The sequence below is a fragment of the Solwaraspora sp. WMMA2056 genome, from assembly GCF_030345095.1.
In the GTDB taxonomy this organism is placed as follows: domain Bacteria; phylum Actinomycetota; class Actinomycetes; order Mycobacteriales; family Micromonosporaceae; genus Micromonospora_E.
The window spans coordinates 5632678-5655648 of sequence record NZ_CP128360.1 but is presented as its reverse complement, the minus strand read 5'-3'; the positions used below and the strand labels follow the sequence as shown (position 1 = coordinate 5655648).

20 protein-coding genes are annotated in these 22971 nt (G+C 71.8%); 9 read left to right on the top strand and 11 right to left on the bottom strand.

Translation table 11 applies throughout. From position 1 onward, the window contains the following. The first annotated feature begins 8 nt into the window (after positions 1-8). Positions 9-539, top strand: coding sequence for a DUF1990 domain-containing protein (locus O7608_RS25560; RefSeq protein WP_289207000.1), 531 nt, complete (start codon positions 9-11; stop codon positions 537-539). A 66-nt stretch (positions 540-605) separates the two neighbouring features. Here the strand turns inward: O7608_RS25560 and O7608_RS25555 are convergent, their stop codons facing one another. The 11 genes from O7608_RS25555 to O7608_RS25505 form a co-directional block, all read right to left on the bottom strand. Beyond that, on the bottom strand, positions 606-1541 hold the full coding sequence (locus O7608_RS25555; protein ID WP_289206999.1) for a DNA-3-methyladenine glycosylase family protein: 936 nt from the start codon (positions 1539-1541) through the stop codon (positions 606-608). A 91-nt stretch (positions 1542-1632) separates the two neighbouring features. Continuing rightward, on the bottom strand, positions 1633-2550 hold the full coding sequence (locus O7608_RS25550) for a Pecanex-like protein 1 (protein ID WP_289206998.1): 918 nt from the start codon (positions 2548-2550) through the stop codon (positions 1633-1635). Positions 2551-2825: 275 nt separating this feature from the next. Further along, the gene (locus O7608_RS25545) at positions 2826-3524 is read right to left on the bottom strand and encodes a hypothetical protein (protein WP_289206997.1); all 699 of its coding nucleotides are present in this window, start codon (positions 3522-3524) and stop codon (positions 2826-2828) included. 285 nt (positions 3525-3809) lie between these two features. Beyond that, a complete protein-coding gene (locus O7608_RS25540; RefSeq protein ID WP_289206996.1) occupies positions 3810-4688 on the bottom strand; it encodes an anti-sigma factor family protein in 879 nt (292 codons plus the stop codon). After that, a complete protein-coding gene (locus O7608_RS25535) occupies positions 4685-5380 on the bottom strand; it encodes a sigma-70 family RNA polymerase sigma factor (protein WP_289206995.1) in 696 nt (231 codons plus the stop codon). The genes O7608_RS25540 and O7608_RS25535 overlap by 4 nt, the downstream gene beginning before the upstream one ends. Positions 5381-5460: 80 nt before the next feature. Further along, positions 5461-6318, bottom strand: a complete 858-nt coding sequence (locus tag O7608_RS25530) for a spermidine synthase (RefSeq protein WP_289206994.1) — start codon at positions 6316-6318, stop codon at positions 5461-5463. A 93-nt stretch (positions 6319-6411) separates the two neighbouring features. Then, complete coding sequence (locus O7608_RS25525) at positions 6412-7413, bottom strand: hypothetical protein (RefSeq protein ID WP_289206993.1); 1002 nt, start codon at positions 7411-7413, stop codon at positions 6412-6414. Continuing rightward, positions 7410-9947, bottom strand: a complete 2538-nt coding sequence (locus tag O7608_RS25520; protein WP_289206992.1) for an AAA family ATPase — start codon at positions 9945-9947, stop codon at positions 7410-7412. Before O7608_RS25520 ends, O7608_RS25525 begins: the two co-directional genes overlap by 4 nt. After that, positions 9944-11095, bottom strand: a complete 1152-nt coding sequence (locus tag O7608_RS25515; protein ID WP_289206991.1) for an exonuclease SbcCD subunit D — start codon at positions 11093-11095, stop codon at positions 9944-9946. Before O7608_RS25515 ends, O7608_RS25520 begins: the two co-directional genes overlap by 4 nt. A gap of 25 nt (positions 11096-11120) precedes the next feature. Then, a complete protein-coding gene (locus O7608_RS25510) occupies positions 11121-12869 on the bottom strand; it encodes an ATP-binding protein (protein WP_289206990.1) in 1749 nt (582 codons plus the stop codon). A 102-nt stretch (positions 12870-12971) separates the two neighbouring features. Beyond that, complete coding sequence (locus tag O7608_RS25505) at positions 12972-13736, bottom strand: pyrimidine reductase family protein (protein WP_289206989.1); 765 nt, start codon at positions 13734-13736, stop codon at positions 12972-12974. Between the two features lie 148 nt (positions 13737-13884). On the opposite strand from O7608_RS25505, the gene O7608_RS25500 reads away from it, so the two are divergent. The 8 genes from O7608_RS25500 to O7608_RS25465 all read left to right on the top strand — a co-directional run bounded on the left by O7608_RS25500 (position 13885) and on the right by O7608_RS25465 (position 22873). After that, positions 13885-14430 carry a plasmid pRiA4b ORF-3 family protein gene (locus O7608_RS25500; RefSeq protein ID WP_289206988.1) on the top strand — a complete coding sequence of 182 codons (546 nt, stop codon included), beginning with the start codon at positions 13885-13887 and terminating at the stop codon, positions 14428-14430. 371 nt (positions 14431-14801) lie between these two features. Then, positions 14802-16103, top strand: coding sequence for an ABC transporter substrate-binding protein (locus tag O7608_RS25495; protein ID WP_289206987.1), 1302 nt, complete (start codon positions 14802-14804; stop codon positions 16101-16103). A 139-nt stretch (positions 16104-16242) separates the two neighbouring features. Then, the gene (locus tag O7608_RS25490) at positions 16243-17232 is read left to right on the top strand and encodes a carbohydrate ABC transporter permease (RefSeq protein WP_289206986.1); all 990 of its coding nucleotides are present in this window, start codon (positions 16243-16245) and stop codon (positions 17230-17232) included. A gap of 6 nt (positions 17233-17238) precedes the next feature. Beyond that, on the top strand, positions 17239-18138 hold the full coding sequence (locus tag O7608_RS25485) for a carbohydrate ABC transporter permease (RefSeq protein WP_289206985.1): 900 nt from the start codon (positions 17239-17241) through the stop codon (positions 18136-18138). Beyond that, positions 18135-19553 carry a GH1 family beta-glucosidase gene (locus O7608_RS25480; protein WP_289206984.1) on the top strand — a complete coding sequence of 473 codons (1419 nt, stop codon included), beginning with the start codon at positions 18135-18137 and terminating at the stop codon, positions 19551-19553. The genes O7608_RS25485 and O7608_RS25480 overlap by 4 nt, the downstream gene beginning before the upstream one ends. Positions 19554-19637: 84 nt before the next feature. Then, entirely contained in the window at positions 19638-20684 is a 1047-nt protein-coding gene (locus tag O7608_RS25475; RefSeq protein WP_289206983.1) for a LacI family DNA-binding transcriptional regulator, read from the top strand. A gap of 146 nt (positions 20685-20830) precedes the next feature. Further along, positions 20831-21664 (top strand): ACT domain-containing protein, encoded by an 834-nt coding sequence (locus tag O7608_RS25470; protein WP_289206982.1) that lies wholly within the window; start codon positions 20831-20833, stop codon positions 21662-21664. Between the two features lie 141 nt (positions 21665-21805). Next, positions 21806-22873, top strand: coding sequence for a GNAT family N-acetyltransferase (locus O7608_RS25465; protein WP_289206981.1), 1068 nt, complete (start codon positions 21806-21808; stop codon positions 22871-22873). Positions 22874-22971 lie beyond the last annotated feature (98 nt).

Here is a 22971-nt window from a genome sequence, read left to right as displayed (position 1 = left end):
CGAACCGGATGTCAGGTTTCACCTATCCGCAGACCGGGGCCACCAGCCAGTTGCTGCGTACCGCCGAGGCCGGGCACCGGCCCTACCCGGCCCTGCCCGCCGGTTACCGCCATCTGCGCTACCGGACGGCGCTACGACCAGGCACCTTCGACCGTGCGGGACGGGCCGTGCTCACCTGGCGGATGCACCGGGCCGCCGGGGCCCGGGTCGCCGCCTCGGCACCACGCGCCGAACCCGGTGTGCAGGTCACGGTCAGCCTCGGCGTGGGTCCGCTGCGGATGACCGCGCCGTGCGCGGTCGTGTGGGCGACCGACACCGCGGACCGGGTCGGGTTCGCCTACGGCACGCTCGACGGGCACCCGGCCAGCGGCGAGGAGGCCTTCCTGGTGGAGCGGGCCGGTGACCGGGTGTGGTTCTCCGTGGTGGCGTTCAGCCGACCGGTGGCACCGGCGATGCGGCTCGCCGGCCCGGTCGCGGTGGCGGCCCAGCATCTCTACGCCTGGCGACTGGGTGTCGCGCTGCGCCGGCTGACCCGCTGATCCGCTGCGGAGGGGCCGGCTGATCCGGTGCGCCCGGGCTGCACCGGGGCCCGGCCGCCGACGCGGTCAGAACCGCGCGAAGGACCGCAGCGGTGCGCGGGGGCCGAACCGGGGGGCCGCCAGGCCGGCCAGCTCCAGCAGCAGGCAGACCCGTCCCCGGTGGCCACGGAACGGCTCCAGCAGGTCCAGCATCCGCTGGTCGTCGCCGCGTGCCTCGCCGGCCAGCGCCCAGGCGACCGTGTTCGGCAGGTGGAAGTCCCCGACGCTCACCGCGTCCGCCGCGCCGAAGGCGACCCGGACCACCTCGGCGGCGGTCCACGGGCCGATTCCGGGCAGGCTCGTCAGTCGGCTGGTCGCGGTCGCCGCGTCGACGCTGGCCTCCAGCCGGTCGGCCACGGCCGCCGCCCGGCACAGGGTCTGCGCTCGGCGCTGCTCGATGCCGAGCGGGTGGAACTTCCAGTACGGGGTCGTCGCGATCACCGCTGGTTCGGGGGTGACCCACAGGCCGGCCGCCGGCCCGGGTGCCGGTGTCCCGAAGGCGCGTACGGTGGCGGCGTACCCGCGGTAGGCCTCGACCCCGGTCACCTTCTGCTCCAGGACGGCCCGCAGCACCCGGGCGAACACCGCGCCGGTCGCGGGCAGCCGGACCCCGGCGTAGCGGCGGGCCAGGGCATGCACCACCGGGTGGCGTCGGGCGAGCGGACGGAATCCGTCGACGTCGTCGCGGAGCCCGGCGACCGCGTCGGCGATGTCGACGACGTCGGCCGCGCCGGGGCCGTGCCCGGTGGCGATCAGCTCGCCGCCGCGCCGGTGCAGCGTGAGTGTCGCCGGACCGCTCGGCATACGGGCGGTCCACCAGAAGGTGTCCGCGTGCCAGCGGGCGCAGGGGTCGAACCGGCCCATCGCCAGCGGACGCACGGACCGGGCCAGGTGGTAACCGGCCGGTGGCCGCAGAATCCGTTGCCGGCTCGCCGACCTGTCCACCCGCTCGTGCCCGGCCATGACCGCCACTGTGCCAGCCGGTGTGGTGCGGGCGGCCACCGCCCCGGCTGGCGACCCGCACCGGTTGCCCAGTGGGTGCACCACCGGGCGCCTATCGGGTGACCAGCACCCGGACCACGTCGAAGGCGGGGATCTGGTTGGCCCGCTGCATCATCGGCACCCGGTGGGAGCCGTCGCCGGCCCAGGACGCGCACTGTGCCACGCCAGGGCCGGGCAGGCCCGGAACCTCGACGGTGACCTCGTCGGCATCCGCACCGCCCCGGCCGTCCTCGGTGGCAACGAAGAACGCCGGCACCGGTCCGGGCTGGGGTGCGGTGCGGTTGCTGGTGAGCATCCGGCAGGCGGTATGGAAGTGCCCCCGGGTCAGCCCGTCCTCGTTCAGGAAGGAGCTTTCCAGGTAGTAACCACCCTGCCCGGCCGGCAGGAACCGGTCCCGGACCAGGTTGCGGGTGCTGATCCGCAAGGTGAAGGGCTCGTTCGACCGGACCCGGTCAGGCGCCGAGACGATCATGAGCTGGGGGTTGTTGTCGGCGTCGCCGACCTCGCCGAAGGCCGTGCTCACGCAGCGGTCACCGACCTGGAACCCGTCGTGCGGTGGCAGATCGCTGCCGGAGCAGTCGTCGCCGAGAATCTCCAGTGCGTCGGGGGCCGGCACGGCGGTGGCGGTGCCCTCGGCGGACGGCTGCGGACAGGCGTCCCGGCCGCCGGTCGGGCCACGCTGGCCGTCGCCCCAGTGGTGCCGGACCCCGAACTCGTCCACCGTGGTGCCGGTGTCGGCCGGATCGGTCGATGCGGCCGGGTCCGGTGCGCTCTGACAGGCGACGGCGCGGTCCCGGCGGTCCCGGTCCCGGTCCCGGTCGCCCCGGGTCCCGGCGGAGGAGATCTGGGTTACGGCGACGACTCCGCCGAAGACCGCGAGCATCATGGCCACCGCGAGTACGCGGGTCCGGGTGCTGCCGCGTCGGGCAGGTCGATCGTCGGTACGCCGTCGGCGCGGTGAACGGTTCACGTGATGCCACCTCTTTCATCGGACCCCGACCGAGGGCGTCCGGTGCAACGCGGTCGGTGCTGCGATGTCTGTTCGCGGAGACCGACCGTACGAAGGTGACTCGACGACAGTCAACAATCCTTCCGGTAAATGCGAAACACTTAGGCGGCAATTAATGTCGATTTCAAGCTTGCCGATGATGCGGCATGCCGACAGTGCGCACACAACGAAGCGGCGGCCGGCCGCGCCCTCCCTGGCAACGACCGGCCGCCGCGAATCACGGGCGCCGTGGGGTATCAGTAGTCGTAGTCGCCCGAGTCGCTGTCGGAGTCGGCGTCCTTGTCCGAGTCCTTGCTGTCGAGGCCCTTGATGTTGTCGCGGCCGTCGCCGTCCGGCACCGCGATCGGCTTCGGCGTGCCCTCCGGCAGGCATTCCAGGTTCTTCGAGCCGTCCGGCTGGACGACGAACCAGGTGCCACCGACGCCCTGGCCCTTCCAGTCGCCGGGCTTCTCGTCGCCCGCGTAGTAGTAGATCGGCCATCCGTCGATGGTCAGCTGCCGGGTGCCGTCGGGCCGGTTCACCGTGCCGACCAGCTCCTCGTCCACTCCGGACAGGATCGGGTCGCCGTCGGTCAGGGCCGGCGGCCAGATCTTGGCGCAGTCGCCCTCGCAGTTCGACGCCGGCGGGTCGTCGGTGTCGTTCTCGAAGCGGTAGAGCAGCCAGCCGTCCTCGTCCGTGACGACGTTACCCATCTTGTCGACAGCCTTGCCGACCAGTTCCTTGGTGAGGTCCTCGTCGGCGACGTCGACGGCGACGTCATCGGTGTCGACCGGCTCGGGCGCGGCCGAAGCCTGCGCCGCGTTCGCCGCGTTGACGACCGGCTGGGCCTGAGCGCCGCCAAAGTCGTCCGGGTTGTAACCTGCCGGGGCGCAACCCGGCAACACGAGTGCCGCCAGCGCGCCTGCGACTATGACGGTCCGCTTTCCCAGTGCCACGTGCCCTCCCTCATTCGTCCACATCGGGCTTCATCTAGAGGTACGCACCATCCGCAGGATTGGATCGGCAATAGCGAGTGCACAATTTCACATGTGCTGGTTGAACCAGGTGCTGCCGGGCTGCGTGTCGGCTGCTTCTGCGTCGCCGGTCAGGCGGATCCGGCTGCCGGACGGTCCGCAAAACGCCGACAGTCCGTGGGTGTCCGGCATTTGCTCCGGACACCCACGGACTGTCGGCGTCACACCTGATTCTGTTGTCGATGTGGGAATGGTCGAGACCCCCGGTCAGACCGGTACCGTCACGAGTGCCGTGGCCACGCCGGACTGGTCGACCGCCTGCACCTGGATGCGTTCGATATCGTCGCGTGGTGCTGCGGTGGACGTCGTGAGCAGTAGTGGGGCCGGCTGTTCGGGCGTGCCGTAACCGGTTTCCGGCACGGCCCAGGTGGAGAGCACCTCGGCGGTGCCGCTGGCCCGGATGACCACCAGCCGGCACTGCATCGGCCCTGGCACCCGGCGTAGCGCGAAGGACACCTGGGTGCCCCACCCGGCCTCCTCCAGCACCACGTCCGCCTCCACCCCGGTGGTCGGGTCGACCGTGCTGAACTTCTCCCCGGTCACCTCCGGCCCGCCGACCCCGGACTGTGGACCGAGCGGAGACGGACCGGCAGTGGCCGAGACCTCCCCGCCGGCCTGCGGCACCGTGGCGGAGTCCGCGCCGAACCATTGCGCGCCGACCAGGAACGAGCCGCCGGTCAGAGTCGCCATCAGGACGAACCCGGCAGCGATCTGTACCGGTCGGCTGGCCAGCCGCCGACGGCGGGAGCTACGGGCGAGGTCGAGCGGAAGGACCTGACCATGGTCGCGGTGCCGGTCGGTGCCGGACTCGCCGCCGGCCCAGCCGGGCGGCGGCACGTCGTCGGCGCTGCCGGTCGCCCCACCAGGCAGGTCCACACCGGTGGGGCTCTGCGAAGGGAGGGCGGAACTGCCCTCCAGTTGGCTGATGTCGACCGTGGACATCAGCCCGACGATCGGGATCAGGGACTCGAGTTCGGCGGCGCAGGCCCAGCAGCCCGCGAGGTGCTCCTCGAAACGCTCGACGTCGTCGGCGTCGAGCGCGCCCAGCGCGTACGCCCCGACGTCCCAGTGCGCGGACCGTGTCATTCCGTTACCCCCCGCTGTTGCAGCGCCGTCCGCAGCGCACGTAGCGCGTAGTAGACCCGCGACTTCGCGGTACCCAGTGGCAGACCAAGCTCCTGTGCCGCCTCGGGGACGGTGCGTCCCCGGAAGTACGTCTCGATCAGGATCTCCCGGTGCGGCTGGCTCAACGTCCGCATGGCATCGGTCACCGTCATCTGACGCAGCACCTGATCGGTGCCGTCGGACTCGGCGAAACTTTCCAGGTCCCGGTCGTACTCCTCGGTCGGCCGGGCCTTCTCGCTGCGGTGGTCGTCGATGGCGATCCGCCGTGCCACGGTGACCAGCCAGGGGCGCAACGACGCCTGCCCCTGGGCACCGAGCCGGTGGGCGTTGCGCCACGCCCGCAGCAGTGTCTCCTGGACGATGTCCTCGGCCCGCTGCCGGTCCCCCCCGGTCAGCCGGAGCACGAACCCCAACAGGGGTCGGGCGTGCTCGGCATACAGCGTGCGGACGAGATCGTCCCCGTGGCTGGACTCCGGCGTCCCGGCCTGGTGCCGGCTGCCTGCAGTCCGTGACGTCACCGGCTCATCATCGCGCTCGGCCGCCCTCCCGTCGATGGTCTGCCAACGTTGCATGGCCCTGATGGCCGGCGACCCGCTGCCGGTCACGCCTGGCCGGACCGTCTCCGCCTGCCAGCCGCTCGCGACCGCATACATCGCAGGACCTCCATCCGACGTCACCTGACGGCCCGCGGCTGGGGGCCCACCTCCAGATACGGAACCGACCGGCGGACGGATCAAAGCCCATGCGGAAAAGTTCCGTCGGGTGGTGGCGGCGACGGCTGCGCGGTGGCGTCGTCGATCGGCGCCGCCGCCGCGATCAGCTGGTCGAGTGCCGCGCCGTGTACCACCCGGCTGGGGAACCAGTCCCCGGCGGCGCGCCGGGTCAGCTCAGCGACCTGCGGCAGCGTGCGTCCGGCGACCACCACGAGGTTGCCGTACCGGCGTTGTCGCAGCACCGCCGCGTCCGCGATCAGGCAGATGCCGGGCAGCACCTGGCGGACCGACGCCAGGTGTCGCCGGGCCCAGTGCAGCGGCGGCCCGTCGGCGACGTTGGACACCAGTTGCCCGCCGGGGGCGAGCACCCGGGCCACCTCGGTCACGAACTCCACCGAGGTCAGCCCCGCCGGAGTACGGGCACCGGAGAAGACGTCCGCGATCACCAGGTCGTAGCTGCCGGCGCGGGCCTGCTCGACCGCGGTACGGGCGTCGCCGACCCGGACCCGCAGGTTGCGGTCGGCCGGCAACGGCAGTTCCCGGCGGACCAGCTCGGTCAGCGCGGCGTCGATCTCCACCACCCGTTGGTGCGACCCGGGTCGGGTCGCGGCCAGGTAGCGCGGCAGGGTCAACGCACCACCGCCCAGGTGCAGGACCCGCAGCGGTACGCCCGGTTCGGCGGCCAGGTCGACGGCGGCGGCGATCCGCCGGACGTACTCGAACTCCAGGTGCGTCGGATCGTCCAGGTCGACATGTGACTGTTGGGTGCCGTCCAGCAGCAGGGTGTAACCCCGGCGGCGGTCCGGGTCCGCGACGAGTTGCGCGGTGCCGGTGTCGACCTGGACCGGCGGCGGTGCTGTCCTACGAGCGCGGCCCACGGTGGCAGTATGCCGGTACCGCACCGGACAGCCGGCGGGGGACCGGCGCAACGCCCGGCTGCCGACAGGCTCGACGCCCAATGGGGGACGGGCTCATCGCCGGGCCGCCGACAGGCTCAACGCCCGGTGCAGCAGCCGGGCGTCGCCGAGCATCGCCCGCAGCCGCCGCTCCAGCCCGGCGATCGGCACCAGGTTCTGCGGCGCGCGGGGGTCCTTGTACGGCGTCGACGCGAACCGGGGCAGCGCCGCCAGCGAGAGATCGGCCAGGGCGATGGCCGCCTGCGCCGTGATGTCCGGCCGGCACTCCACCCGGACGATGCCGGCCCAGGGAGCGCCGCGCGGCCCGGGCAGCCGCAGGTACCACGAGTAGGTACGCCACCGGGTGCCATGCAGGAACACCGGACTGCGTTCGGCCGGTCGCAGCCCGGTCACCACCGGGAGCAGACCGGCCGGCAGGTACGTCTTGCTGACCGACTTGATGTAGCCGATGGTGTTCGGCAGTTGCCGACCGCGCAGCGGACCGTCCACCACCAGCAGTTCGTCATCGGCGCCGTCGGCCCCGGCCCGGGCCTGCTCGGACACGGCGATCTCCAGCGCGGCCAACGCCGGCTGCACCACCTGCGGCAATGTCGCCGGATCCGGGTGGTCGACCCGCCGCGCCGGGTAGCGGATCTGCCCGACGGTCAGGTCGGTCGCGGCGGCGCTCGGAGTGAACAGTCCGCGCTCCGGCCGTGCTCCGGCCAACGTCGCCGATCCTGCGCGCAGGTCGCAGCGGACCACGCCGGCCGCGTACGAGGCGGCTATCGCCGGGTAGGACACCCCGTCCGGCTCGTCGCTCCACAACGACGCGTCGATCCGGCGTACCCCGTCGACCAGCAGCACCACGTCCGGTGCGCGTACGTCGGCGGGCTGCCGTAACGCCTGCCAGGCAGCCGGATCCAGCTCCACCGCGAGATCGGTGGCGTCCGAGCTGTCGTCGGTCGCGCCCGGCGCCCCCGCTTCGGGAGCTTCGAACGACGTGCCGTAGCCGGGCTGCCAGCCCTCCACGAACCACCGGACACCGCCGCCCGGCTGTTGCGCCGGCCCGCCGGTCACAGCCCGCTCCGGTGCACCCGCGCGGTCCGGGCGTCCTTGCGGACCTCGAAACGTACCGGCACCCGTGCGGCGAGCGCCGGTACGTGGGTGACGATCCCGACCACCCGGTCGCCCCGGGCCGCCAACCCTTCCAACGTGGCCGCGACCGTGTCCAACGTGGCCGCGTCGAGGGAGCCGAAGCCCTCGTCGAGGACGATCGATTCCAGGCTCGCCGCGCTTGTCGACATGCCGGCCAACTGCTCCGACAACGCCAGGGCCAACGCCAGCGACGCCTGGAACGTCTCCCCGCCGGACAGCGTGCGTACGCCTCGGCGCAGCCCCGCGTCGTGATGGTCGACGACGAAGAACTCGCCCGCGTCGTGCACCAGTTCGTACTGGCCGTTGGACAACTCCTGCAGGATCCGCGAGGCCCCGTCCACCAGCAGGTCCAGCGCCTCGACCAGCAGCCACCGCTCGAAGTTGTTCGCCCGCAGATGTCCGGCCAGGGTACGGGCCAGCTGCGCCTGCCGTTCCTGGTCGGCGCGGCGCTGGCGTAGCTCGCCCACCTGGGCGAACCGCTCGACGAGCCGGTCGTGGTCGCTGCCCGCCCGCTGCACCGCCAACGCGGCGGCCTGTCGGTACACCGCCGGGTCGACCGCCGCGCGGGCACCCGGCCCACGGTCGTCGGCGCCGCGCCGGGCGTCGGGTACCGGCGCCGGCGCACCGGCGGCGAGGAACAGCGCGTCGATCCGGTCGGCGACGGTGGCGGCCGACTCCCGGGCGTTCGTCAGCTCCTGGTCGGCGCGGGACTGTGCCGCCCGGCGGTCGGCCGCCAGCGCGTCCGCCCAGTCGGCCAGCTGGGTCCAGGCGTCGGCCAGGTCACCGCGTTCGGCGGCCGGCGGTGCCAGCCGCGCCACCGCGTCGCGGACGGTGTCGAAGTCCCGCCAGGCCGACTGCAACCGCTGTTCGCCGGCCACGGCGGCCTGCTGTGCCCGGCGGGCCACGTCCCGGGCCTGCCGGACCTGGACAGCGGCGGAGTCGAGCCGGTCCTGCAGCCGGTCGACCGCCGTCAGTTCGGCGTGCAGTGCCTCGCTGCCGGGCGAATCGGCCACCTCGCGGTCTAGCTCGGCCAACCGGCCCGCCAACTGCTCGGCGCGTACCCGGGCCCGGTCGACGGCCCGGTCCACCTCGCGCAGGGCCTGCTCGGCGTCGGTGACCGCCTCGCGGGCCTGGTCGGCGGCGGCCCGGGCCGCCTGGCCGGCGGCCTTCGCCTCGGCGACCCGGGAGCCGGCCGGCTCCGGTGGCAGCACCGGCACCGGCTGGGCGCAGACCGGGCAGTCCGCCCCGGCGACCAGCTCGTGGCGCAGTGCCGCGGCCCGGTCGGCGGTCTGCGCCTGCTGGTACGCCCGTCGGGCCTGTTCCAACGCGGCGTCGGCCGCCTCGGCGCGGGCCCGGACCGCGTCCAGGGTCGCCTGGCCGGCGGCCTGCTCCGCCTGCGCGGCGGCGAGCGCCGGTGCCAGCCCGGCGATCTCCGCCGCGACCCGGTCCCGTTCGACGTGCGCCTGCAGCAGCAGCCGCAGGGCGGCCGGATCACCGGCGGCGGCCAGTTCGGCGCGGACCTTCTCCTCCCGTTCCTCGGCGGCGAGCACCGCGCGGTCGGCGTCGGCGGCGGCGGTCCGCGCCCGGGCCACCTCGTCGGCGAGGACAGTCGCCGACGCCGGCGGTGTCACACCGGCCAACAGGTCGATCTCCGCGGCCAGCGCGGCGACCCGGTCGGCGACCGTGGTCACGGTCCGCTGTGCCTGCTCCAGCTCGGGCAGTACGTCGTCGACCGCGCCCGCCAGCGTCCGCATCGCCTCGACGTGCGCCGCCGCGGCGGCCACCGCCTCGGCGTCGGCGTCGGTCAGCCCGCCGAGCAGGTGGTCGACCGCCGCCATCGCCGCCTCGGCGGCACCCGCGCGGGCGGTGGCCCGATCCCGGACCTGCTCGTAGACGTGCAGCCCGAGCAGGTTGATCAGGATCTGCTGGCGGGTGGCCGGCTTGGCGTGCAGGAAGTCAGCGAATCGGCCCTGGGGCAGCAGCACACAGGTGGTGAACTGCTCGTACGGCAGCCCGACCGCCTCCAGCACCGCCTGCTCCATCTCGGCCGGACTGCCGGCCAGCACCTCACCGAGGTCGTCCGGGCTCATCCCGGTGTCCAGCCGGGTCACGTCGAACCCGGGCGGCATCAGCTGCAGCCCGGCGCCGCCGGTCTTGACCGCACCCCGGGAGTCGCGGCGTACCACCCGGGTGGCCACGTAGCGGCTGCCGGCGCTTTCGAAGACCAGCCGGACCCGCGCCTCGGTGGCCGACGGCGCCAGGGCCGAGCCGATGCCCCGGCTGCTGCCCCAGCGGGGCACCTGGCCGTACAGGGCGAAGCAGATCGCGTCGAGGATGCTGGACTTGCCCGACCCGGTCGGCCCGACCAGGGCGAAGAAGTCGGCGTCGGTGAAGTCGACCGTGGTCTCCTCGCGGAACACGGTGAAACCGGCCATGTCCAGCCGCAGCGGCCTCACGACGAGGTCACCTCCTCGTAGAGGGTGTCGAACAGGGCGCGGACCCCGTCGTCGTCCTGCCCGCGCGCGTCGAGGTAGTCGGCGAACAGCACACCAGGGTCGCGTCCGGTGCGCTGTGCGGTCCGGGCGGGACCGACCTGGGCCCGGGCGAACTCCGGGTCGATGCGGACCTCCAAGGCCCGGGGCAGCAGCTCCTGCACCTGCTCGCGCAGCCCGGCCCGGGGCACCTCCCGGATCAGGACCCGCAGCCAGGCGTCGCCGTGGTCACCGGCGGCCAGCTCCGCCAACGTGCCCCGGACGGTACGCAGCGTCGCGGCGGCCGTTACCGGTACGTCGCGTACCCGGGCGGCGGTGGTGGCGCTGACGTCGACCAGACTGACCGACGGGACGTTCTCCTCCTCGCCGAAGTCGACCGCCAGCGGGCTGCCGCTGTAACGCACCGGACAGGGCGCCTCCAGTTGCTGCGCCCGGTGCAGGTGGCCGAGGGCGACGTAGTGGGTGCCGGTCGGGAAGACCGTCGCCGGTACGGCGTACCCGAGAACGGTGTGGACCTCGCGCTCGCCGCCGCCGGAGCGCCCGCCGACCACCGTCAGGTGCGCGGTGATCAGGTCGACCACGCCCGGTTCACCGAAGCCGTCGGTGAGTCGGGCCAGCACCCGGGCGACGTGGTCGGCGTAGGTCTGGGTGGCCTCGGCGGCGGTCAGCTGGTACATCTCGGTGGCCCGTACGGCGTACCGCTGGGACAGGAACGGCAGGGCGACCAGCCGCCACCGCTCGCCGCTGTCGGTGACTCCGGTGACGATGTGCTCGTCCGGGTTGTCGCGGACCGTGCCGCGCAGGGTGATGCCGGCGGCGTCCGCCCACGGCCGCAGCGCGTCCAGGGCTGCCCCGTTGTCGTGGTTGCCGCCGATGGCCACCACGGCTGCCCCGGTGGCGCGCAGCGCGGTCAGCGCGCGGGTGACCACGCGGGTGGCGTCCGGCCCGGGGGCGGAGGTGTCGTAGAGGTCGCCGGCGACGATCACCAGGTCCGGGCGTTCGGTGCGGGCGATCTCCACCAGCTGGGCGAGCACCTGGATCTGCTCGGCCAGTCTGGGCTGTCCCTTCAGGACCTTGCCGACGTGCCAGTCGGAGGTGTGCAGGATCCGCATCCGGGGGGACCTCCTGAGCCTCGGGTCAGAACGGGATATCATCGTCGTTGATCGTCGACCGGCTGCCGACCACCGCGAACGGGTCTGCCGCCTGCACGATGGAGCGCAGCGTGCCCGACGGCGCGGCCCCCGCCTCCGACGAGCGGGTGGCCCAGGCCGGGAACGGGAACTCCAGGCAGAGCGGGACCGGGATGTCCGGCTGGTTGACGAACATGGTCCCCGGCTTGGCCAGCAGCACCCGTTGGCGCTGCACGGCCGGCAGGAAGCCGTACTCCGGCCGGGACGCCTCGGCCGGGTCGAGCCGGCCGACCACCCGGATCGCCGAGTTGGTGACGATCCGCCGCTCCACCTCGCTGGCGGTCTGCTGGGCACCGATCAGGATCACCCCGAGCGAACGGCCCCGCTCGGCGATGTCGAGCAGCACCTCCTTGATCGGCGACGACCCGTCCCGGGGGGCGTACTTGTTGAGCTCGTCGAGCACGACGAACAGCAACGGTTTGGCGGTGCCGGCCCGTTCCTTGCGGTCGAATTCGTTCTTGAGGGTCACCCCGACCACGAACCGCTGCGCCCGGTCCGGCAGGTTGTGCAGGTCGACCACGGTCACCTGGGCACTGTCGTCGGTGCTGATCTGGTGCGGCCGTCGGCTGGCCAGGTCGCCGCGGATCAGCCGGGCCAGGTCGCGTTTGCTGCCGATCAGCCGGCGGGCGAACGCGTTCACCGTACCCATGCCGACCGCCGACCCGGCCCATGCCGACCGGGTCTCCTCGTCGCCGAGCTGGTCGACGACGTGGTCGACCAGATCCCCGTACGAGCCGATCCGCCGGCCGTCGATGCTGATGCCGCCGTCGGCGGGTTGCGCGTGCCGGCGCAGGTACGCGGTGACCGCGTGCACCACCATCGTGTACTGCTGGCGTTCGTCGTCGGCGTCGGCGAACACGTACGGCAGCAGCTGCTTGTCGCAGAACTCGGCGACGGTCCAGTAGAAGCTGTCCACGCCGGTGAGCCGGCTCTGTACGTCGGGGGTGCCGGAGGCGTCGCCGGCCCGGGGCGGGGCGTAGACCCGTACGTCCGGGAAGGCCCCGGCGGGCAGGCCCAGCTTGGCGTACGCGGCGGTGGTGGCCTCGTCCAGCCGGATGTTGGGATGGTCGAGGAAGAGCAGGTCCTCGCCCTTGACGTTGAAGATCAGCGCCTTGGCGTTGACCGCGTCACCGCCGAGTTGGCCGGAGCGGAACACCGAGTAGAGCAGGAACGTGGCGAAGCTGGTCTTGGTGGCGACGCCGGAGATGCCGGAGATGGAGACGTGCGCGCCGCGCTGACCGTCGAGGAAGTCGGCGTTCAGGTAGACCGGCACCCCGTCGCGGCCGGTACCCATCGGGATCCGGCGCTCCATCCGGTCGAAGTGCAGGGCGCGGGCCCGGGCGTCGCCCTGGGCCCGCCAGACCGGCGCGCCCGGCGACGGCGGTACGTAGATCTCCGGGTCGACCCGGGTGGCGGTGACCTCGGCGGCCTCCTGCACCTGGGCGGGCAGGGTGCCGTCGGCGATGGCGAACACGTCGGAGTCGAACTGCGCGCCCTCGTGCCGGGCGCGCACCTGGGTGACCACCCCGGCGATCGTCACCGGCTCGGCTCCCGGCAGCTCGCGGCGGGTCACCACGACGTCGTCGAGCTGCAGGTAGTTGTGCTCGTCGACCGCCGTCCAGAACTGCAGCGGGGTGGCGTCGGCGGTGCCGAGCACCCGGCCGACCGGGATGCCCTCCGGCGTCGCATCACTCATCGTGATGTCCTGATCGCTGCATCTCGCGTCGCTTCGTTCCCACGGGTTGCATCCTGCCCCACCGGTACGACTCCGGCCGCATCCGACCCGGGGTCGGGCGCGTCAGTCGGGTCGGGTGTAGCGCAGCAGCAGCATGCCGTCGTCGGCGGCCAGCACCTGGTGCAGCCGCATCGGGCGGACCGGTCCGGACGGCCCGGCGGTGATCCGGCCGGCCCCGGCGCCGGCGAGCAGCGGCGCGACGGTCAGGCAGAGTTCGTCGACCGCGTCGACGGCGGTCAGCGTACCGAGCAGCAGCGGGCCACCCTCGCAGAGCAGGTGGCGCATGCCGCGCTCGCGCAGCGCGTCCAGCCCGGCGGCCAGGTCGACGGTGCGCTCGCCGGCGACGACCAGGTCGGCCACCGGTGCCAGCCTCCTCCGTCGGTGCGTCGGCGCGTCGGAGGTGGTCAGCACGATCGGCCGGACCGGCGCGTCGGCCAGGGCCGGCAGTGCGGGATCCAGATCGAGCGAACCGGAGACCACCACCAGGGTGGGCTGCGCCGGGCGACCCTGTCGGCGACGCCAGTCGCGTCGCCGTTCGTCGAGGCGCAGCGCCCGGTACTGCTCCTGGCGCAGCGTGCCGGCGCCGACCAGCAGCGCGTCGCAGAGCATCCGCAGGATGCCGAAGACCCGCTTGTCGGCGTCACCGGACAGGCCGGCCGAGCGACCGTCGACCGCCACCGCGCCGTCGGTGCTGGTCACGAAGTTGGCGCGCAGGTGTACGTCGGCGGTGACGGTGTACGCGTCGACGAGCCGTGCGTCGTCGAGCGGGTCGCTGGCGGGCCCGGGAGAGAGCCGGCGGATAGCCGACCTCGTCGTGGCGGTGCTCATTCGCCGGCCGGACCGGTGACCGGGGGGACCGGGGCGGGGGTACGGTGCTGACAATCGCACCAGTTACCGCCTCGACACTTTTCGTGCTGGTGTTCCCGGCACGCACGGCAGATCATGAGTCCGAGCCTAGGCCAGAGAAAGGGCCGGTATGCCTCGTCAGATCTTCCATCTGCTGGTCACCCTCGCCGAGGTGGTGCCGCCGGTCTGGCGCCGGGTCCAGGTGCCGGGTGGGTACACCCTCGACCGGGTGCACCGGGTGATCCAGCACGCCATGGGCTGGCAGGACTGTCACCTGCACTCCTTCGAGATCAACGGCGCGCAGTACGGCGAGCCGGATCCGGACGGCGAACTACTGCTGCGCGACGAACTGGACACCCGGTTGGACGCGGTCGCCGGCAAGGGCACCCGGTTGCGCTACACCTACGACTTCGGTGACTGGTGGGAGCACGACGTCGTGGTGGAGGACGTCGGGGCGCCCGAGCCGGATCTGCGCTACCCGTACTGCGCCGACGGGGAGCGGGCCTGCCCACCTGAGGACGTCGGCGGTGCCTTCGGTTACGTCGAGTTCCTGTCCGCGATCGCCGATCCGGCACATCCCCGGCATGGCGAGATGCTGGACTGGGTGGACCGTCGGTTCGATCCGGCTGCTTTCGACCCGTGCCGCGCCACGACGTTGCTGCGCCGGCTGACCTGAGCGCGTCTGCGCCGCCTGCTGACCTGAGCCCGTCTGCACCGCCTGCCGACCTGAGCCCGCCTGCGCCGCCTGCCGACTACGCAGGGTGTGGGTGGCCGTTGCGCTGACCGCAGAAGGGTGCCTGGTCGGCCGTAACGAAATGGGAACGCTCCCATCGGCCCCTTGACACCTCCGAAACCTGCCGGCAATCTCATGGGAGCGCTCCCGGCCGGGGTGAGTGAGACTGACATCACTTGCTTGTGCTCCGCGGAGCGTGGTCGCGCAGTGCCCGCTCCCGGTCGACGGACCCCTTTCGACCCACGCTGTCCCCGCCGGAGCGGACACCACGTGATCACCCCCCACCACAGAAAGCGACCTTGAGAGGGGTCAGGATGAGCGTCACGCTCCGGCGGTACGCCGCAGTCGCACTCGCCTCCGCCGTCCTCGTGACGGCGGCGGCCTGCGGCTCTGACGACGCCGAATCGGATCCGGACGGCCCGATCACCCTGGTCGTCGACATCTTCGGCGACGCAGGCTTCGGATACGACGAACTGATCGAGAAGTACCAGCAGGACAACCCGAACGTCACCGTGCAGCAGCGGGGCAAGGGCCTTGGCCTGGGCGACTACAACACCCGTCTCACTCAGCAGATCACCGCCGGCTCCGGTGCCGGAGACGTGGTGGCGATCGAAGAGGGCACGATGTCGCAGTTCTTCGCCCAGGCCGACAAGTTTGTCGACCTCGGTGAGCACGGCGCCAACGACCTGAAGGACAACTTCCTGCCCTGGAAGTGGGAGGCCGGCGTGCTGCCCGACGGCAAGGTGCTTGGGCTCGGCACCGACGTCGGCGGGATGGCGCTGTGCTACCGCAAGGACCACTTCGAGGCCGCCGGCCTGCCGACCGAGCGTGACGAGGTCGGCGCGCTGTGGTCCAGCTGGGAAGAGTTCATCGAGGTCGGCAAGCAGTTCAAGGCCGCCACCCCGGACAAGGCGTTCGTCGACTCGGCGACCAGCTTCTACAACCTGGTGCTGAGCCAGATCGCCGGTGCAGGCAGCGGGCACACCTACTACGACACCAGCAACGAGTTCGTCCTGGAGAGCAACCCGGACGTACGGGCGGCGTTCGACCTGACCACCGACATGATCGGTGCCGACCTGTCGAACAACCTGCAGTCGTTCTCCAACGAGTGGAACGCCGGCTTCAAGAACGCCAGCTTCGCCACCATCGCCTGCCCGGCCTGGATGACCGGTGTCATCGAGGGCCAGGCCGGTCCGGAGGCCGCCGGCAAGTGGGACATCGCCAAGGCGCCGGGCAACGGTGGCAACTGGGGCGGCTCGTTCCTCGCGGTGCCGACCTCCAGCAAGCACCAGGCTGCCGCCGCTGAGCTGGTCAAGTACCTGACCAGCCCGGAGGGCCACATTGCTGCCTTCGAGGCGGTCGGCAACCTGCCGTCGTCGCCGCAGGCGCTGGCGGACCCGAAGGTCGCCGAGGCGGTCAACGACTACTTCTCCGACGCCCCGACCGGTGAGATCTTCGCCGCCGGTGCCAGCGAGCTCAAGCCGGTCTACCTCGGCCCGAAGAACCAGGCGGTCCGTACGGCGGTGGAGAACGCGCTGCGTGCGGTCGAGCAGGGCCAGTCGCCGGAGGCGGGTTGGCAGGACGCCGTCACGAACGGTACGGCCGCCGGCCGATAGAGCGGTGCGGCACCCCGTGTGAGAAGTGGCGTCGGCAGGACCTGCCGACGCCACTTCTCCCGCCGCGTCGCGGTGCCAGCGGCGCGTGGACCCCCCTGGCCAACGGCGGTCGGCCGCCGTACAACTGAAGGACTTCCCGATGAGCCTGGAGCTTGACACCCCCGCGCCGGCACAGCCGCGCGGTCACCGGGCGGGTCCGGCCGGCGGCGGCGAGAAGGCCCGGCGCCTCTCGCTCACCCGCCTGGACCTCAGATTCTCCCCCTACCTGTACGTCCTGCCGTTCTTCGTCATTTTCGCGATCTTCGGCGTCTACCCGATCGTCTACACCGTCTGGATCGCGCTGACCGACCGGTCGCCGCTGAACGCCGAGATCAGCTTCGTCGGCCTGGAGAACTTCGTCCGGCTGATCACCGACGACCCCCAGTTCTGGAACGCGGTCTACAACACCTTCGGCATGTTCGTGATGGCCTCCGTGCCGCAGCTGGTGATCGCGATGATGCTCGCCAACGCGTTGAACCGGCGGATCAGGGGACAAACCTTCTTCCGGATGGCCATCGCCATGCCGATCATCACCTCGACCGCGGTCGTCGCGCTGATCTTTTCGATGATCTACGCTCGCGACTTCGGCCTGGTCAACTGGCTGCTGTCGGTGTTCGGCGTCGATCCGATCGACTTCCGGGCCAGCAAGCTCGCCTCCTGGTTCGCCATCTCCACGATGGTCGACTGGCGGTGGGTCGGCTACAACGCACTGATCTACCTCGCCGGGATGCAGGCCATCCCCAAGGACATGTACGAGGCCGCCGCGCTCGACGGCGCGTCCCGGATGCGGCAGTTCTGGTCGATCACCGTGCCGCAGCTGCGCCCCACCATCATCTTCACCCTGATCATCTCGACGATCGGCGGCCTGCAGCTGTTCACCGAGCCCTTGCTGTTCACCAGCGGGCCGGGCGGAATCTCCGGTGGCTCCCAGGGGCAGTTCCAGACGATCACGATGTACCTGCTCGACGTCATGAACCAGCGCTTCCAGTGGGGTTACGCGGGCGCGGTGTCGCTGCTGTTGTTCCTGCTGATCGCGGGCATGTCGCTCGTCAACTATCTGCTGGCCCGTCGAATCAGCTCGGACAAGTGAGGCACGATGAGCACCGCAACCCTGCAACCCGTGGCGGGCAAGCCAAAACGCGGCAAGGGCCCGTCGTCGACCTCTGAGCGGCTGTTCAAGGCCAGCCCGCTGACCTGGATCGGGCTTGTGCTGGGCGTGATCCTGTCGCTGTTCCCGTTCTACTGGATGATCGTCATCGCCTCGCGGACCAACGACGCGGCCAACGCCTGGCCGCCGCCGTTCCTGCCCGGTGGCAATCTGGGTGAGAACATCGGCCGGGTGCTGGCCAATCAGGACGCCAACATCCTCAAGGGCCTGATGAACTCGGTCCTGGTGTCGGGCACGATCACGATCGCCACGGTCTTCTTCGGCTCCCTCGCCGGCTTCGCCTTCGCCAAGCTGCGGTTCCGGGGCAAGAACGCCATGCTGCTGATCGTGCTCGCCTCGATGATGATCCCGATTCAGCTCGGCGTGCTCCCGCTGTACATCCTGATGTCCGAGCTCGGCTGGCTCAATCGGATGCCGTCGGTCATCGTGCCGTTCCTCATCGGCGGGTTCGGCATTTTCATGATGCGCCAGTACGCCGAACAGGCGGTACCCAACGAGTTGATCGAGGCCGCCCGGGTGGACGGCTGTTCCACCTGGCGCGTCTTCTGGTCCGTGGTCGTGCCGGCGCTGCGTCCCGCTGCGGCCGTGCTCGGCCTGCTGACCTTCATGGAGCAGTGGAACCAGTTCTTCTGGCCGTTCGTCGTCCTTGCCGATCCGACCAACCCGACGGTCCAGATTTCACTGCGGAGTCTGAACTCGGCGTACTTCGCCGATAATTCCCAGATTTTCGCGGGCACGCTGATCGCGACGCTCCCGCTGTTCGTTGTGTTCATCATCTTCGGCCGCCAGATCATCGGCGGCATCATGGAAGGCGCCGTCAAGTCGTGACAAAAGCAGTAGGTCCGCAGGCCGCTGGGCTGCCGGAGAGTTCCGGACAGCTGCAGTTTCCACCGGGTTTCCTCTGGGGTGCCGCCACGGCGGCGTACCAGATCGAGGGCGCGGCGACCGTCGACGGACGGACCCCGTCGATCTGGGACACGTTCAGCCACACCCCCGGGAAGGTGCTCGGCGGCGACAGCGGGGACGTGGCCTGCGACCACTACCACCGCTACCGTGACGATGTCGGCCTGATGGCCGAACTCGGGCTGAAGTCCTACCGCTTCTCGGTGTCCTGGCCCCGGGTCCAGCCCGGCGGTTCCGGCGTGGCCAATCAGGCCGGACTGGACTTCTACCGTCGGCTGGTCGACGAGCTGCTCGGCCAGGGGATCGAACCCTGGCTCACGCTCTACCACTGGGACCTGCCCCAGCCGTTGGAGGACGCGGGCGGTTGGCCCGCCCGGGACACCGCGGCGCGGTTCGCCGACTACGCGGAGCTGGTGCACGCCGCGTTGGGCGACCGGGTGCGGTACTGGACGACCCTCAACGAGCCGTGGTGCTCGGCGTTTCTCGGCTACGGCTCCGGGGTGCACGCCCCTGGCGTCACCGACGGCGCCGCGTCGGTGCGGGCCGCCCACCACCTGATGCTCGGCCACGGTCTCGCCGTACAGGCGATGCGGGCGGCGCGGCCCGACCACGAGTTCGGCGTCACGCTCAACCTGTACGCGGTCTCGCCGCAGTCGGACTCGGCGGCCGACGTCGACGCCGCCCGACGCATCGACGGTCTGGCGAACCGGATCTTCCTGGATCCGGTGCTGCGTGGTGAGTACCCGGTCGACGTCGTGGCGGATCTGCAGCCGCTGACGGACATGGCGCACGTGCGCGACGGCGACCTCGACGTCATCTCGACCCCGTTGAACGTGCTCGGGATCAACTACTACACCCGTCACGTGGTGGCCGCGCCGGCGCCGGACGCCCCGCCGGAGCCGTCCTGCTGGCCGGGCAGCGACACCGTACGGTTCGTCGACCGGGGGCTGCCGGTGACCGACATGGGCTGGGAGGTGGACGCTCCCGGGCTGGTCGAGGTGCTGCGCCGGGTGCACGCCGAGTACCCGGAGGTGCCGATCTACATCACCGAGAACGGCTCGGCGTACGTCGACGAGGTCGTCAACGACAAAGTCGATGATCCGGACAGGTTGGCCTATTTCGACGCCCACCTGCGGGCATGTCACGAAGCAATCTCGGCCGGGGTGCCGGTGCGGGGCTACTTCGCGTGGTCTTTGATGGATAATTTCGAATGGGCCTGGGGCTATTCGAAGCGCTTCGGCATGATCCACGTCGACTACGACACCCAGCTTCGGATCCCCAAGTCGAGCGCCAGGTGGTACGCCGATGTGATCCGACGTAACGGTCTGGCCGCACAATAGGCGTGGTCAACCAGCAATAACGGGCCGCGCGGCGCCGGTCCCGCCGGGACCGGCGCCGTCGACCCAGGGTCGGAGGAACAGACGATGACAACCCAGCGCACCCGGTCACTCGGGCGGCCCACTCTCGATGCGGTCGCCGCGCGGGCGGGGGTCGGGCGGGGCACAGTGTCCCGTGTCGTCAATGGGTCACCGCAGGTCAGCCCCGAGGCCAGGGCTGCGGTCCAACAGGCGATCGCGGAGCTGGGGTACGTGCCGAACCGGGCCGCCCGGGCGCTGGTCACCCAACGGACCGACTCGGTGGCGTTGGTGGTCTCCGAGTCCGAGGAGCGGGTCTTCGGGGAGCCGTTCTTCGCCGGGATCGTCCGGGGGATCAGCTCCGGACTGCTCGACACCTCGATGCAGCTGTGGCTGGCGATGGCACAGTCGCCGGCCGAGCGGGAGCGCGTCGAGCACCACCTGACCAACCAGCACGTCGACGGGGTGCTGCTGCTGTCGCTGCACGACTCCGATCCGTTGCCGACCCTGCTGGAGCAGCGTGGGCTGCCCAGCGTGCTGGGCGGTCGACCGGCCCGGATGCTGCATCCGGACGCCCGCCCGGCCTACTTCGTCGACGTCGACAACGCCGGCGGCGCGCGCCTGGCCGTCGAGTATCTGCTGGCCGCCGGGCGCCGCCGGGTCGCGACCATCGCCGGTCCGCAGGACATGGGCGTCGGCGTGGCCAGGCTCGCCGGCTACCACGAGGCTATCCGGCACAGCGGTCGGGTGGACGCGCCGTCGCTGGTCGCCTACGGCGACTTCAGCGAGGGCAGCGGGACTGCGGCAATGCGCCAACTGCTCGAACGCCACCCCGACCTGGACGCCGTCTTCGTCGCCTCGGATCTGATGGCCTGCGGTGCCCTGCGGGCGCTGCGGGAGGCCGGTCGCCGGGTGCCCGAGGACGTGGCGGTGGTCGGCTTCGAGGACGCCCCGATCGCGCGCCAGTCGGACCCGCCGTTGACCACCGTGTACCAGCCGGTGGAGGAGATGGGCCGACAGATGGCCCGGCTGCTGCTGAGCCGGATCCGCCGTGACGAGCTGCAGGTCCCGTACGTTCTGTTGGAGACCCATCTGGTCCCGCGCGCATCGGCCTGACCGGAACCACCCTTTCCGTCGTGGCGGCAGGTGATCCGGCGGGTGATTTCCGCTCGGGTCATGCCATCGCAACAGGGATGAAATGGTCATCGGGCAAGCTGGTTGACGACCGGGGGAGGGCCGGCCTGCGCTACGGGAGGACTGACATGTTGCTGAGGGTTCGCGTGACCCTGCCGGACCGGCCCGGCGCACTCGGCCAGGTGGCCCGCACACTCGGTGTCGCCGGCGCCGACATCGTCCAGGTGACCGTACTGGAGCGGCTCGGTGGCCGGGCGGTGGACGACTTCACCGTCGTCTGGCCCGGAGCGGCCCGGGTCGACCGGCTGCTCGCCGGACTGGCCGCCATTCCCGGCGTCCAGGTCGACGGGGTGTGGCGCGCGATCGGTACGCCCGTCACCGGTGGACAGGACGCCGAGCTGCTGGCCCAGGTGGCCGGCAACCCGGTCGACGGGTTGGCCACCCTGGTCGATGCCGTACCCGGTCTGCTCGCCGCCGACTGGGCCGCCGCCGCCGTGGTGCCGGCCGACTGGGCGATCCGTAGCGGCGCCCGGCAGTCGTCCGGCGCCGCCGCGCCCGCGACCTTGACCTCGTTCGACCTGTCCGGTCCGGACGGGCCGGGCCACTCCCGCGAGGGCTTCGTCGCCGGGCTGAGCGTGCCGGTCGACGAGCCACCGTCCGCTGGCGCGCCAGCGGTGGCGTACGCCAGCTGGCGGGCCCCGGTGCCGCTGCGGCTGCCCGAGGTCACTCCGCTGCGTGCCCGCCCGATGGACGGGCCCGACGGGGTCCGCTACGCCTCGGTGCCGTTCGGCCGCGCCGGCCTGGTGCTGATCGTGGCGCGGTCCGACGGCGACGGGCTGCCGGCTGCCGCCTTCCACATCACCGAGGTGGACCGGATCGCCCAACTGGTCCGGGCCGCCACGGTGATTCTCGGCGACCGGCTCGACCTGGTCGGTGCCGACCCGGTCGTGGTCCGGCGCTGACCGGACCCGGACGGCCGGTCCACCGCGAGAAGTCATCGCCGGGCAATCTGAGGGAAACAGCATCGCGGCAAGCTGGGATGTGGGCGCAGTGCGGCGCTGAGGTCAGCGGGCACCGGGCACCAGGTGGGAGAGGAGCAGCCGATGGCGCTGTGGCGGATCAGAGCGACGGTGGACGACCGGCCGGGGTACCTGGCCGTGCTCACCGCCAGCCTGGCGTTGCGTGCGGTGAACATCCTCGCCGTCCAGGTGCACACCACCGAGGCGGGCGCGGTCGACGACTTCCTGGTCGACGCCCCGGAGACGCTGACCGAGGCTGACCTGATCGCCGCGGTGGAGCGCGGCCGGGGCCGCGACCCGTGGGTCGCCCGGGCCGAGGCCCGCGGCCTGGCCGATCAGCCGACCCGGTCGCTGGCGCTGGCCAACCGGCTGGTCCGGGATCCGGAGGCGCTCGGTGACGTCCTGCGGGCGTTGCTGGGTGCCAGTACGGTGACCTGGCGTCCGGCCCCGGTGCCGGAGCCGGCCGCCCGACTGTCCGACACCATGCGGCTGCCCGATCCGGCCGGCGGCTGCTACGACGTCGTACGCCGGGAGCCCAGCTTCACCCCGGCCGAGTTCGCTCGGGCCCAGGCGCTGGTGGAGCTGGCGGCAGCGGTCAACCGTCGGACCGGTGACCAGGTCAACCTGATGCTGGCCGACGGCACCGAGCTGACCGTGCGGTCCGCCGTCACCGACGATCTGCCCGCCCTGCGGGCGATGATCTCCCACTGCCCGGTGTCCAGCGGTACGCCGGGTCTGCCCGGTCGCCCGGTCGCGACGGTCACCGCCCGGTTGCAGCGGATGTTGGAGCAGCCCCGTGGTCTGCTGCTGGTCGCCGTCGAGGGCAGCGCGGCTGGCGATCAGATCGTCGGCGTCGGGCAGTTGGTCGTCGAGGGCGCACTCGGCGAGGTGTCACTGCTGGTGGAGCCGACCTGGCGGCGGCGTGGAGTCGGTACCGCGCTGCTGCGTCGGCTCGCCGCGGCCGCCGGCCGCGCCGGCCAACTGGCGCTGGTGGCGCATGTCGCCGCCAGCGATCTCGGCATGCTCCGGACGCTGGCCCGGCTGCACCGTCCCGGGCCGGTCGAGCAGGACGGGGAACTGATGAGCGTAACGGTGCCGTTGGTCGATCGGCCGGTCGACGTCGCGGCACCGACTCCCGCCGCCACGACCTAGGCGGTTGCCCCGACGTCCCGGTCCTGGTGCGGGGCCGGTACGTCGGACGACTGGGTCGACGGCGGCATGCGGGGTCTCCTCCTGTAGGACGGCAGGAG